Origin of the sequence: Streptomyces sp. AC1-42W (genome assembly GCF_003248355.1) — a bacterium.
Taxonomy (GTDB): domain Bacteria; phylum Actinomycetota; class Actinomycetes; order Streptomycetales; family Streptomycetaceae; genus Streptomyces.
In genome coordinates, this window is the sequence record NZ_QKWY01000002.1 from 3,041,775 (window position 1) to 3,055,895 (window position 14,121).

The 14,121-nt window shown below is 73.6% G+C and carries 4 protein-coding genes; 3 read left to right on the forward strand and 1 reads right to left on the reverse strand.

What is annotated here, in order from left to right:
• The first annotated feature begins 130 nt into the window (after nucleotides 1–130).
• Genes DNK56_RS31460 through DNK56_RS31470 form a run of 3 tightly spaced genes read left to right on the forward strand, consistent with a single transcriptional unit; the run spans nucleotide 131 to nucleotide 12,386 of the window.
• Nucleotides 131–5,410, forward strand: a complete 5,280-nt coding sequence (locus DNK56_RS31460; protein WP_111339704.1) for a DEAD/DEAH box helicase — start codon at nucleotides 131–133, stop codon at nucleotides 5,408–5,410.
• Between the two features lie 29 nt (nucleotides 5,411–5,439).
• Nucleotides 5,440–8,382, forward strand: coding sequence for a DEAD/DEAH box helicase (locus DNK56_RS31465; protein ID WP_111339155.1), 2,943 nt, complete (start codon nucleotides 5,440–5,442; stop codon nucleotides 8,380–8,382).
• Nucleotides 8,382–12,386, forward strand: a complete 4,005-nt coding sequence (locus DNK56_RS31470) for an Eco57I restriction-modification methylase domain-containing protein (RefSeq protein ID WP_111339156.1) — start codon at nucleotides 8,382–8,384, stop codon at nucleotides 12,384–12,386. The genes DNK56_RS31465 and DNK56_RS31470 overlap by 1 nt, the downstream gene beginning before the upstream one ends.
• On the opposite strand, the gene DNK56_RS31475 is transcribed toward DNK56_RS31470, so the two are convergent.
• A complete protein-coding gene (locus DNK56_RS31475; RefSeq protein WP_111339705.1) occupies nucleotides 12,383–14,035 on the reverse strand; it encodes an N-6 DNA methylase in 1,653 nt (550 codons plus the stop codon). The two genes, DNK56_RS31470 and DNK56_RS31475, sit on opposite strands and share 4 nt — an antisense overlap.
• Nucleotides 14,036–14,121: the final 86 nt, after the last annotated feature.

Consider the following 14,121-nt stretch of genomic DNA (forward strand, 5'->3'; position numbering starts at 1 on the left):
CGCCGACCCCCTCGCATCTCCGGGCAGCACGGCGGCCACCATGGGGAGGCGCGGTCCCGGGCGGAACCGCGTGGGAGCGTGCGGAGGAGAACCGGTGGAGCAGGACACGGGCGAGGGCGCCGCCGCCGGCATGGACGTCTTCGGCGTGCACCGCGCGCTGATCGAGGACTACCACTCCTTCACCAAGGGCGGCACGGTCATCCGCGACGAGCGCGTCAGCGCCTTCGTGGAACGCGACCTGGCGGCCAAGTCGCAGTGGCCCGACCCCTGGCTCTCCCTGAACCCCTTCTTCGAGAGCGGCGGCACCGTCCTCGAACTGGCCGGACAGGGCGTGCTGCACGCCGAGTGCGCCCGGATCTTCCAGGCGAACAAGACCCCCGGCGGCACGGACTGCGACGGCCGCCCGCTCACCCTCCACCGCCACCAGCGCGAAGCCGTCGAGGTCGCCCGCTCCGGCGCCTCGTACGTCCTGACCACCGGCACCGGCTCCGGCAAGTCCCTCGCCTACATCGTCCCGATCGTCGACCGGGTCCTGCGCGCCCGCGAAGCCGCCGGGCCGCAGGCCGGCAAGCGGGTCCGGGCGATCATCGTCTACCCCATGAACGCCCTCGCCAACAGCCAGCTCAAGGAGCTGGAGAAGTACCTGCGCGACGGCTACGGCACCGGCCGGGAACCCGTCACCTTCGCCCGCTACACCGGCCAGGAGGACGACGCCCGCCGCAAGGAGATCCGCGACGATCCGCCGGACATCCTCCTCACCAACTACGTGATGCTGGAGCTGATGCTGACCCGGCCGGCGGACCGGGCCCACCTCATCGCCATGGCCCGCGGGCTCGACTTCCTCGTCCTGGACGAGCTGCACACCTACCGGGGCCGCCAGGGCGCCGACGTCGCCCTGCTCGTCCGCCGGGTGCGCGAAGCCTGCCGGGCCACCGAACTCCAGTGCGTCGGCACCTCGGCGACCATGTCGACCGAAGGCGGCCCCGAGGACCGGAAGAAGGTCGTCGCGGAGGTCGCCGCCACCCTCTTCGGCACCCCGGTCCGCCCCGAACACGTCATCGACGAAACCCTGGTACGCGCCACCGGACCGGCACCCGCCGCCGTCCCGGCCGAACGCCTCACCGCCCCCGCCGCCCCGCACACCTACACCGAACTCGTCCGCGACCCGCTCGCCCGCTGGATCGAGACCCGCTTCGGCCTCGCCACCGACGAGGGGACCGGCCGCCTCGTCCGGCAGCGCCCCGCGAAGATCGAGGACGCCGCGGAGGAACTCGCCGCCGAGTCCGGCGTGGACCCGGGCAGCTGCGCCGACGCCATCCGGGCCACCCTGGAAAGCGGCTCCCGAGCCCGCCACCCCGTCACCGAACGCCCCCTGTTCGCGTTCCGGCTGCACCAGTTCCTCGCCAAGGGCGACACCGTACACGTCACCCTGGAGGACAAGGAGACCCGCCACCTCACCCGCTCCTACCAGGTCGAGCAGCCCGGCAGCGGCGGCAAACCGCTGATGCCCCTCGCCTTCTGCCGCGAGTGCGGCCAGGAGTACCTGACCGTCTGGCGCGACGAGCAGGACGGCGACGTACGGTACGCGGCGCGCCGCGACACCGCCGCGAGCGGCGGACGCCGGGGCGACGGCTACCTCTACATCGACCCCGACCGCCCCTGGCCGGCCGACCCCCGACAGGCCGTCGCGGACCGCCGGCTGCCCGAGTCCTGGCTGGAGACCGACGACCGGGGCCAGGAGACCGTCCGCAGGAACTACCGCGACCGGCTGCCGCGCGCCGTCCGGGTCGACGCCCACGGCTTCGAGGGCCGGGGCGACCTGGAGGCGGCGTTCATCCCGTCCCCGTTCCTCTTCTGCCCGCACTGCCAGGTCGCCTACGAGCAGACCCGCGGCCGGGACTTCGCCAAGCTCGCCACCCTCGACCAGGAGGGCCGCTCGTCGGCGGCCTCGCTCATCTCGGCCTCCGTCGTCCGCTCCCTCGAAGCGGTGCCGGAGAACGCGCTCGACAAGGAGGCGCGCAAGCTCCTCGCCTTCGTCGACAACCGCCAGGACGCCTCCCTCCAGGCCGGCCACTTCAACGACTTCGTCCAGATCACCCAGCTGCGCGGCGCCCTCCACCGGGCCGCCCTGGACGCCGGCGAGGACGGACTGCGGCACGAGGAACTGGCCTCCGCCGTGGCCGGCGCGCTCGGCCTCGCCCCGGCCGACTACACCGGCGAGAGCGAACTCCCGCCGGGGCTCGCCCGCAACGCCGCCCGCACCCTGCGCGACGTGATCGCCTTCCGGCTCTACCTCGACCTGGAACGCGGCTGGCGCATCACCATGCCCAACCTCGAACAGACCGGGCTCCTGGAGATCGGCTACGAGGACCTCGACTGGATCGCCGGCAAGCAGGACCGCTGGACGCACACCCACGCCGCCCTGCGCGACGCGGACGCGGCCCTGCGCGCCGAGATCATGAAGGCCCTCCTCGACGAGATGCGCCGCGCCCTCGCCATCGACGTCTCCTACTTCCGCGACGACTTCGACACCCTGCGCCGGGCGAGCGAGGAACGGCTCGTCCACCCGTGGGTGCTCTCCGCCGCGGACAGGGCCGTGGTCGGCACCGCCTACCCCGGCCCCTCCCGCCCCGGCCTGGACCGCAGCGCGCTGTTCCTTTCGGCCGCCGGCCGGTTCGGCAAGTACCTCCGGCGCACCGACCGGGCCTTCCGCGACCTGCCCAAGGACGACCTCCAGCTCGTCGTCGCGAACCTGCTCACGGTGCTCGAACGGACCGGCCTGGTGAACGAGGTCACCGCGACCCCGCAGCGCGGCGGCCCCCGCTTCGGCCGGCCGGCCGGCCCCGCCGCGACCGGCTACCGGGTCGCCGCCCAGTCCCTCATCTGGCGCGCGGGCACGGGGGAGCGCGGCGCCCCGGACCCGCTGACCCGTACGTACCGCAACGGCGACGGGCCCCGCGTGAACACCTTCTTCCGCGACCTCTACCGCGACGCGGCGGGCGACCTCGCCGGACTGTACGCCCGCGAACACACGGCCCAGGTCTCCCCCGAGGAGCGCGAGAGGCGCGAGGAGGCGTTCCGCAGGGCGGAGCTGAAACTGCTCTACTGCTCGCCCACGATGGAACTCGGCGTCGACATCTCCTCGCTCAACGCCGTGCTCCTGCGGAACGTGCCGCCCACCCCCGCCAACTACGCGCAGCGCTCCGGACGGGCGGGCCGCAGCGGCAGCCCCGCCCTCGTCACCACGTACTGCGCCACCGGCAACAGCCACGACCAGTACTACTTCCACCGCTCCGCACGCATGGTCGCCGGCGCCGTCGCCCCGCCCCGGCTGGACCTCGCCAACGAGGACCTGGTCCTCTCCCACCTCCAGAGCATCTGGCTCGCGGAGACCGGGCTGAAACTGGGCCGCGCCCTCCCCGAAGTCCTCGACGTCTCGTACGCGCGCACCGGCGACCGCCCCGCCCCCGCCCTGGAACTGCGGCCGCGCGTCCTCGCCGACTCGCTCGACGCCGGAGCCCGGCACCGTACGGTCGAAGCCGCCCTGCGCGTCCTCGCCCCGCTGCTCCCGCAGTTCGCCGAAACCACCTGGTGGTACGACGACTGGATCGAGGACCGTGTCCGCACCGCGCCCGAGCGCTTCGACCGCGCCTTCGACCGCTGGCGCCTGCTGTTCCGGGCCGCGCTCGACGACCAGTACATCCAGAACAAGCGCCGCCTCGACTACAGCCTCACCGAGGGCGAGCGCATCCGCGCCAATACCCGCCGCCGCGAGGCCGAGACCCAGCTCAACCTCCTGATGAACGAGAGCGCGGACAGCAAGTCCGTCCTCTCCGACTTCAACCCCTACCGCTACCTGGCCTCCGAGGGCTTCCTGCCCGGCTACTCCTTCCCGCGCCTCCCGCTGGCCGCCTACATCCCGAAGCCCGGCGGCCGGGGCGACGGCGACTACCTCCAGCGCCCCCGCTTCCTCGCCATCCGCGAATTCGGACCCGGCGCGCTCATCTACCACGAGGGCGCCCGCTACCAGGTCACCCGCGTCCAGATCCCCCCGGACGCCTCCGGCGACCTCGCCACCACCGAGGCACGGCGCTGCGCCGGCTGCGGCTACCACCACGACCCGGCCCTGCGCGCCGACCGCTGCGAGATGTGCGGCGAACCGCTGGGCGCCGCCACGTACGGCCTGCTCCAGCTGCACACCGTGTACACCACCCGCCGCGAGCGCATCTCGTCCGACGAGGAGGAGCGCCGCCGGGCCGGCTTCCGCCTGGAGACCTCCTACCGCTTCCAGGACCACGGCACCCGCCGGGGCCGCCTCGACGCGACCGTGCGCGACGCCGCGGGGGAGCGGTTCGCCGAGCTGGCCTACGGCGACTCGGCGACCGTCCGCGTCACCAACACCGGGCGGGTACGCGCCCGCGAGGACGACCCCGCCGGCTACTGGCTGGACCTCGCGGACGGCCGCTGGATGAACGACCGCGACGCCGCCGACGCCTCCGGGGACTCGGCCGAGATGCCGGTCGTCGACGGCGACGGCAACGAGAAGCGCGGCAAGAAGCGCGTCATCCCCTACGTCGAGGACCGCCGCAACATCGTCGTCCTCACCCTGGACGAACCCCTGCCCGAAGCCGTCGCGCTCTCCGTCATGTACGCCCTGGAACGCGGCATCGAGGCGGCGTTCGAGCTGGAGGACTCCGAACTGGGCGGCGAACTCCTGCCGCCCGACGACGGCCCCCGCGGCCGCATCCTCTTCACCGAGGCGGCGGAGGGCGGCGCGGGCGTCCTGCGCCGCCTCCAGGCCGAACCCGACGCCCTGGCCAGGGCCGCCCGCAGAGCGCTGGAGATCTGCCACTTCGACCGGGACGGCAACGACCTCGGCGGCCCGCACGAATCCCGCGCCTGCGCCCGGGGCTGCTATGAATGCCTGCTCACCTACGGCAACCAGCTCGACCACGCCGCCCTGGACCGCCACGCCGCGCGCGGCCCGCTCCTGCGCCTCGCCTCCGCCACGGCCGGGCGCCGGGACCGGGGCGAATCCCGGACGGAACGGTTCGAACGCCTGCTGGAAGCGCGGCCCCCCGCCGAGAGCGCCCCCGCCGACCGCGCCACCGCAGAGGGCGCCCCCGACCTCCTGGACTGGCTCCGGGCCCAGGGGCTGCGCCTCCCCGACGACGCCGACACCCTGATCACCGAGGCGAACGCCCGCGCCGACTACGTCTACCGGCTGCCCGACGTCAACGTCGCCGTATTCGTCGACCTGCCCGGCACGCCGCCCACGGGACTGCGCGACGAGGACGCCGAGGAACGCCTCTACGACGCCCGCTGGGACGTCATCCGCTTCCCGCACGACGCCGACTGGGCCGCCATCGCCGCAGCCCACCCCAGCTACTTCGGAACCGCGGCCGACTGACCGCACACCACGAGGACTCGAACACCCACATGGCACTCACATACTCCGCCGGTTCCCTGGTGACGGCCCGCGGCCGCGAATGGGTCGTGCTCCCCGAGAGCGACCCCGACATGCTCGTCCTGCGCCCGCTCGGCGGCTCCGACGACGACATCGCCGCCGTCTTCCCCGCCTTCGAGGACGTCAGGGGCGCCGCGTTCGCCGCCCCCGAACCCTCCGACCTCGGCGACCAGCGCGCCGCCGGCCTGCTGCGCACCGCCCTGCGCATCGGCTTCCGCTCCGGCGCGGGACCCTTCCGCTCGCTCGCCGGCATCGCGGTCGAACCCCGCGCCTACCAGCTCGTCCCGCTCCTCATGGCGCTGCGCCTGCCGACCGTCCGCATGCTCATCTCCGACGACGTCGGCATCGGCAAGACCGTCGAGGCGGGCCTCATCGCGAGCGAACTCCTCGCCCGGGGCGAGGCGACCGGCCTCGCCGTCCTCTGCTCACCCGCCCTCGCCGAACAGTGGCAGAGCGAACTGCGCACCAAGTTCGGCATCGACGCCGAACTCGTCCTCGCCTCCACCGTCTCCCGCCTGGAACGCGGCCTGGACCTGGGCCAGTCCCTCTTCGACAAGTACTCGCACGTCGTCGTCTCCACCGACTTCATCAAGTCCACCCGCCACCGCGACGACTTCGTCCGGCACTGCCCCGACCTCGTCGTCGTGGACGAGGCCCACACCTGCGTCACCGCCGACGACACACCCGCCGCCGGCCAGAACCAGCTCCGCCACGAACTGCTCCGCCGGATCTCCGCCGACCAGGACCGCCACCTGCTGCTGGTCACCGCCACCCCGCACAGCGGCAAGGAGTCCGCCTTCCGCAACCTGCTCGGGCTCGTCCGGCCCGAACTGGCCACCGCCGACCTGGACTCCGAGACCGGCCGCAAGCTCCTCGCCCAGCACTTCGTCGCGCGCAAACGGGCCGACGTACGCCAGTACCTCACGACCGACGACGGCCTCGCGGACGACACCCTGGCCGAACGCACGGCCTTCCCCTCGGACCGCTCCTTCAAGGACGAGACGTACAAGCTGTCCCCGTCCTACCGCGCCCTCCTCGACGACGCCATCGCCTACGCGGGCGCACGCGTGGAGGAGGCCGGCACCCGGGGCAGGCGCGAGGCCCGCATCGCCTGGTGGTCCGCCATCGCCCTGCTGCGCTCCCTGGTCTCCTCGCCGCGTGCCGCCGCCCAGACCCTCACCACCCGCTCCGCCGCCGCCATCGCCGCCTCCGCCGAGGAGGCCGACACGCTCGGCGCCCCCCTCACCTCCGACGCCGCCGACAGCGACGCCCTGGAGGGCCGGGACGTCGCCCCCGGCGCCGGCACCGCCGACCACGCGGGCGCACGCCTGGGCGAACTGGCGGCGCGCGCCGCAAAGCTGGAGGGGACGGACAGCGACCTCAAGCTCAAGGCACTGGTCAGGCACCTCAAGGCGCTGCTCGCCGACGGATACCACCCGATCGTCTTCTGCCGCTACATCCCCACCGCCGAGTACGTCGCCGAGCACCTCGGCGCCGCCCTCGGCCGCAAGACCGTCGTCCGCGCCGTCACCGGCACCCTCTCGCCCCAGCAGCGCATCCAGCGCATCGAGGAACTGGCGGCGGAGGCCGGCGACGACCCCGCGGCCCGACGCGTCCTCGTCGCCACCGACTGCCTCTCCGAAGGCGTCAACCTCCAGCACCACTTCGACGCCGTCGTCCACTACGACCTCGCCTGGAACCCCACCCGGCACGACCAGCGCGAGGGCCGCGTCGACCGCTACGGCCAGCGACGCGACCAGGTCCGCGTCATCACCCTGTACGGCGAGGACAACGGCATCGACGGCAAGGTCCTCGACGTCCTCATCAAGAAGCACCGCCAGATCAAGAAGGACCTCGGCATCTCCGTCTCCGTCCCCGACGAGACCTCGGCCGGGGTCACCGACGCCATCGTCGAATGGCTGCTGATGCGCGGCCACCGGGGCGAGCAGGACGGACTCTTCGCCGCCGAGGAGGTCATGGACACCAGGGCCGCCCAGCTGGAGCAGGACTGGAACTCGGCCGCCGACCGCGAGAAGGCGTCCCGCTCCCGGTTCGCCCAGCGCTCCATCCACCCCGAGGAGGTCGCCCGCGAGGTCGCCGCGATCCGCGCGTCCCTCGGCGGCTCGGGCGAGATCCGCGCCTTCGTACGCGAGGCCCTGAACGCCCTGGGCGGCGTCCTTCGCCCCGGCCCCGGCGGCGACTTCACCGCCCAGGTGGGCGGCGCCCCCGCCGGACTGCGGGACGCCCTCGCCCCTGTCGTCGGCGCGGAGACCGTCGAGCACGACCGCCCGATCCCCTTCCGCACCGACCCCGCCGTCGCGCGCGGCGAGGCGGCCCTCGTGCGCACCGACCCGGTCGTCGGCGCCCTGGCCGCCCATGTGCTCGACGCCGCCCTGGACCCGGCCGCCGCGGGCCGCCGCCCGGCCCGCCGCTGCGGCGTCGTCACCACCGACGCCGTCACCACCCGGACGACCCTGCTCCTGGTGCGCTACCGCTTCCACCTCACGCTGCCCTCCCGAGGCGGCGCGAAGCAACTCGTCGCGGAGGACGCCCGGCTGCTCGCCTTCCGGGGCGCCCCGAAGAACGCCCAGTGGCTGAGCCCGGACGAGGCCACCGCCCTGCTCGACGCCACGGCCACCGCCAACACCGACCCGCACTTCGGCGAACGCACCATGACCCGCATCCTGGAGCAGCTCCCCGGCACGGCCGCCCACCTGGAGGCGTACGGCGACGAACTCGCCGCCGAACTCGACGCCTCCCACCGCCGGGTGCGCGGCGCCTCCGGCGAGATCGTGCGCGGCCTGACGGTCACGGCCCAGCGGCCCGCCGACATCCTCGGCGCCTATGTGTACCTCCCCGACACCGCCGCCACCCCCGCTTCCGCCTCTGCCCCCGCCGCTGGAGGGTCCGCCTGATGTCCGCCACCACCCGCAATCAGGTCTTCTCGGCGGTCCAGACCGTGGGCGCGCTCCTCCCGGCCGACATGCTGGCCCGCATCAGCGAGGGCAAGGACACCCCCGGCAGCCGGCCCGCCGACTACGCGCTGCCCTCCTCCCGCTCCGTCCGCGACGAGGCCGAACGCAGCTGGGAGTACCTGCGACCGCTCTGGCGCGAACTGCGCAAAAGCCTCCCCGAGGACCCGGACACCGGCGCCCCCGCCGCCGACCCGACCGGCCTGGCGGCCGCCGAATGGCTCGCCCCGCTCTGGCGCGAACTCGGCTTCGGCCCACTCACCCCGGTCGGCCCGGACGGCATCACCGCCGACTCCGACAGCGGCAGAACCTTCCCGGTCTCCCACCGCTGGGGCCACGCCCTGATTCACCAGACGGCCTGGAACGCGGGACTGGACCGGCGGCCGGGCGGCGCCGGCACCGTCCCGCCGCAGTCGATGCTCCAGGAATGCCTCAACCGCACCGACCGCCATCTGTGGGGCGTCCTCACCAACGGCCGCCAGGTCCGGCTGCTGCGCGACTCCAGCGCGCTGGCGACCGCCTCCTACGTCGAGTTCGACCTCGAAGCGATCTTCGACGGCGAACTCTTCAGCGAGTTCGTCCTGCTGTACCGGCTGCTGCACGTCAGCCGCTTCGCCGTGGCACCCGACGCGCCCGCCACGGGCTGCTGGCTGGAGAAGTGGCGCACCGAGGCCATCGCCTCCGGAACCCGCGCCCTGGACCAGCTCCGCAAGGGCGTCCAGGAGGCCGTCACCACCCTGGGCACAGGCTTCCTGCGCCACCCCGCCAACACCGCACTGCGCGAGAACGTCGACGCCGAGGCCCTGCACAACGCCCTGCTGCGCCTGGTCTACCGCCTCCTCTTCGTCTTCGTGGCCGAGGACCGGGACGCGCTGCTGCGGCCGGACGCCGGCGAGCGGGAGCGGTCCCGCTACGCGGCGTACTTCTCCTCCGCCCGGCTGCGCGGCCACGCCCGCAGGCGCCGGGGCACCGCCCACGGCGACCTGTACGAGGCGCTGTGCATCGTGCTGCGCGCCCTCGGCGATGTGGACGGCCGCCCGGAGCTGGGGCTCCCCGGGCTCGGCGGGATCTTCGACGACACGGAGGCCGACGCCCCGCTGCACGGCCTGTCCCTGTCCAACGAGTACCTGCTCACCGCCGTACGGCACCTCTCGCAGGTCCGGGACGCGGGCGCGCGGCGCCGGCGCACGGTGGACTACCGGCACCTGGACGCCGAGGAGCTGGGCTCCATCTACGAGTCCCTGCTCGAACTGGTCCCCCGGCACAGCGCCGTGGACCGCACCTTCGCCCTGGTCGAGCTGGCCGGCAACACCCGCAAGACCACCGGCTCGTACTACACCCCGTCCTCGCTCATCGAGTGCCTGCTCGACACCGGTCTCGACCCGGTCCTCGACGACGCGGTCGCGCGCGGCGAACGGGCCGCCGCCGAGGCCGGCGAGCCCGACCCCGCCGACGCGATCGTGCGCGAGCTGCTGTCCCTGACCGTGTGCGACCCGGCGTGCGGCTCCGGCCACTTCCTCGTGGCGGCGGCGCGCCGCATCGCCAAGCGGGTCGCCGCCGTACAGGAACGGAACCCGGAGCCGACGCTCGGAGCCGTCCGGCACGCGCTGCACGAGGTCGTCGCCCGCTGCGTCTACGGCGTGGACCTCAACCCGATGGCGGTGGAGCTGGCCAAGGTGTCGCTCTGGCTGGAGGCCCTGGAGCCGGGCAAGCCGCTGGGCTTCCTGGACGCGCACGTGAAGCACGGCAACGCGCTGATCGGCGCCACCCCGTCGCTGCTGCGCGGCGGGATTCCGGACGAGGCGTTCAAACCGATCGAGGGCGACGACAAGAAGTACGCCAAGGCGCTCGAAAGGCAGAACCGGGCCGAACGCGGCGGCCAGCACGGCCTGTTCGACCTGATGGGCGGGGGCGACGACACCAACGAGGCGTTCGCCCTGGGGCTGCGCCGCATCACCGACACCGCCCCCGGCACCCTCGCCGAGGTGCACGGGCAGGAGGCCGCCTACCGGGACTTCGCGGCCTCCGCCGCGTATGTACGCGCCCTGCGCGTGGCCGACGCCTGGTGCGCCGCGTTCATGTGGCGCAAGGCGGCGGACGCCCCGCCGCCGGTCACCGAGGAGGTCTTCCGCCTCCTCCAGGACCCGGCGTCGGACACCGTGCCCCGGACCACGCACGCGGAGATCACCCGGCTGCGGCACCGCTACCGGTTCTTCCACTGGCACCTGGAGTTCCCCGAGGTCTTCACCGTCCGCGACACCGGCGACGACGACGCGGCCACGGGATGGGCCGGCGGCTTCGACTGCGTCCTGGGCAACCCGCCGTGGGAGCGGATCAAGCTCCAGGAGCAGGAGTTCTTCGCCCAGCGCGACATGGAGATCGCCGCGGCCAAGACCGCCGCCGCCCGCAAGCGCCTGATCGCCGCGCTGAAGCAGGACCCGGACGGCGCCGGACTCCACGCCGAGTTCGAGGTCGCCAAGCGCAAGGCGGAGGGCGACAGCCACTTCCTGCGCAACGCCGGCCGCTACCCGCTGACCGGCCGGGGCGACATCAACACGTACGCCGTCTTCGCCGAGACCGGCCGCATGCTCACCGGGCCGCGCGGCCGCATGGGCATGATCGTGCCCACCGGCATCGCCACCGACGCCACCACCCAGTTCTTCTTCCGCGACCTGGTCGTCACGGGCTCGCTGGCCGCCCTCTACGACTTCGAGAACGCGGCACCTGTCTTCCCCGACGTGCACCGCTCGTTCAAGTTCAGCCTGCTGTCGCTCACCGGCCGGGGGCTGAGCGAACGCGCCGCCCGGTTCGCCTTCTTCCTCCGCGACCCGGCCGAACTCGCCGACGCCGGCAAGGTGTTCGCCCTGACACCGGAGGAGATCACCCTCCTCAACCCCAACACCGGCACCTGCCCCGTCTTCCGCTCCCGCCGGGACGCCGAGATCACCCTCGGCATCTACGAACGGGTCCCCGTCCTCATCGACGAGGGCGACCCGGACGGCAACCCCTGGGGCGTCACCTTCGGAACGATGTTCCACATGTCCAACGACTCGCATCTCTTCCGGACCCGCGAGGAGTTGACGGCCGAGGGCTTCCAGCCCGCGGGCAACGCCTTCGTCGGCGCGGGCCGGCTCATGCTGCCGCTGTACGAGGCCAAGATGGTCGACGCCTACAACCACCGTGCGGCGGACGTGGTCAAGAGCGCGACCGCCGTGAAGCGCCAGAACCAGCCCGCCTACCTCAGCGACGAGGACCGGGCCTCCGCATTCCGGCTCGCCGTGCCGGGGAGCTGGGTGGACCGGGCCGAGACCCCGTCCGACGCCCCGCCCGGCCGGCTCGCCTTCCTCCGTATCAGCAGCCCCACCAACCAGCGCACCATGATCTCCGCGATCCTGCCGCCCGCCGCCATCGGCGACTCCGTCTTCCTGCTGCGCACCGGATCGTCACAGGACAGCGCCGTCCTGGCCGCCCACTTCAACTCCTTCGTCTACGACTACGTCACGCGCCAGAAGGTCGCCGGTCTCAACCTCAACTTCTTCTACATCCGCCAGCTCCCCGTGCTGCCCCCCGCCACGGCGCGCCGCCACGCCGACTTCCTGGTCCCGCGCGTCCTGGAACTCACCTACACCGCCCACGACATGAGCCCCTTCGCCCACGACCTGGGCGACACCGGCGCCCCCTTCCGCTGGGACCAGGACCGCCGCCGGCAGATCCGCGCCGAACTCGACGCGTTCTTCTTCCACCTCTACGGCATCGGCCGCGACGACATCGCCTACATCATGGACACCTTCCCCATCGTCCGGCGCAAGGACGAGGCCCGGTACGGCGACTACCGCACCAGGGACCTGATCCTCACCGCCTACGACGCCATGACCCCCCTCACCCCAGCCACCCCCTACACCTCCCCCCTCACCCCACCCCCCGGCCACGGCCCCCGCCACCCCTAGGGGGCCGGGGGGCGGAGGGTGCCGGTGGTGAGGCCGGTGCGGGCCAGGGTTGTGGTGCGTTCGCTGAGGCGGGCGAGCTGGGCCACGGCCTGTTCGAACTCGGTCAGGGCGCGGAACGCGGAGCCGTAGCGGCGCTGTTCCTCGACCGCCATCTGCGGGATGCGGGCACCGCGCGTGTCCAGGCGGAACGTGCCGCTCGCGCTGGTGGAGCGGCGGTTGTTCGCGGCGCCGCGCAGGAAGCCGTTGATGTAGTCGGTGTCCAGCTGGTCGCTGGTGGACACCACCGCGCCCTCCGTCGTCTCGACCAGCCCGGCGCGCGCCAGCTCCGCGAGGCCGACCGTCGCCCGCTCCTGGAAGGACTCCGCCGTACCTTCGAGGAGCGGCGGCAGCAGGGTGTCCAGGAGCCGTTCCAGCCGTTCCTTGATCTCGGCGCGGGTGGCGGCGTACTGGGCGGTGAAGTCCGTGTGCCGGGCGGAGATGTACGCGGCCGGGCTGAGGTCCACGGTGTCGTCGAGCAGGTCGATCCGGGCGACCGGCGCCGTCTGGTCGTCCGCCGCCTCGAAGGGGCCGTCCGGCGCGTTCGCGCTCAGGTCGGTCATCCGTACGTGGTCCGCGGTGTCCTCCGGTCCCGCGGGGCGCCGCAGGAGCCAGAGGTGCACGGGCAGGGCGTGGGTCGCGGCCATGCCGGGCGGCAGCGCGACGACCTCCGTGAGCATGCCCCGGCGCACGATCTCGGCCCGGATGCGGCGCCCCGCCTTGCGGTAGGCCACCGACGCGGGCATGACGACGACCACCCGGCCGCCCGGCGCGGTGTGGCGGTAGCAGTGCTGGAGCCAGGCCAGCTCGCTCTCCGCCCGCGACGGCACCCCGAACTCCCAGCGCGGGTCCAGCAGCAGCTCCTCCCGGCCCCAGTCGGCCGCGCCGGCCGGCGGCTCGCACACCACCAGGTCCGCCCGCAGCTCCGGCAGCGCGTCGGCGCGGAGCGAGTCCCCGGCGCGCACGGTGACCCCGGCCGGACCCGTCACCTCGGCGCGCAGCTCCGCGTAGCGGGCGCGCGCCGGATCGAGCTCCTGGCCGGCGAGGGACCGGGCGCCGGGGCGGAAGGCGAACAGCAGCGAGCCGGTCCCGCACGCCGGGTCGTACACCGTGCGCCCGGGGACGTCCGGCCCGGCGAAGTGCCGCACGGCCCGGACGAGGTGCGGGGACGTGATGCCGTCGGAGCCGGCCCGCCCCGACGACTCGGCGAAGCGCGCCGTGAGACCGGCGAGGAGCTCGGCGGGCGAGCGGTCCGCCGCCAGCTCATCGACCAGCGGGCGCAGCGCCGCGTCCCCGGGCTCCTCCCGGCGCGCGAGGAGGCGCGCCACGGCGGTGAGTCCGCCGATCATGTCGTCGCCGTGGTCGGTGCGCAGCTGCTGCCACAGGCGCACCTCGGCGGACATCTCCTGCCCCTTGCGCTGGGCGTCCAGCCAGGCGCGTACCTCCGCGAGGTCGAACAGGGGGCTGCTGGTGCTGTCGGTGGCCGGGGCGGGGAAGTCGGCGTAGCGGCGGCGCCAGTTGGACACGGCGGCGCGGGTGACGCCTGCCAGGCGGGCGATCTCGGCGGCGGTGACGAGGGGATCGGCGTGGGGGCGTCCGGCGTCGGCCTTCATACCGTCACCGTACACGGGCGGTTTTCCGGCGCATGTGGATGCCGCGTTGGCGATGTAAACGAACTGTGTGCGGCGGCCGGGCCCGG

Bases quoted from the DNA above. Each gene is read 5' to 3' on its own strand.
- DNK56_RS31460 (WP_111339704.1), top strand. From the start codon at position 131: ATGGACGTCTTCGGCGTGCACCGCGCGCTGATCGAGGACTACCACTCC.
- DNK56_RS31465 (WP_111339155.1), top strand. From the start codon at position 5,440: ATGGCACTCACATACTCCGCCGGTTCCCTGGTGACGGCCCGCGGCCGC.
- DNK56_RS31470 (WP_111339156.1), top strand. From the start codon at position 8,382: ATGTCCGCCACCACCCGCAATCAGGTCTTCTCGGCGGTCCAGACCGTG.
- DNK56_RS31475 (WP_111339705.1), bottom strand. From the start codon at position 14,035: ATGAAGGCCGACGCCGGACGCCCCCACGCCGATCCCCTCGTCACCGCC.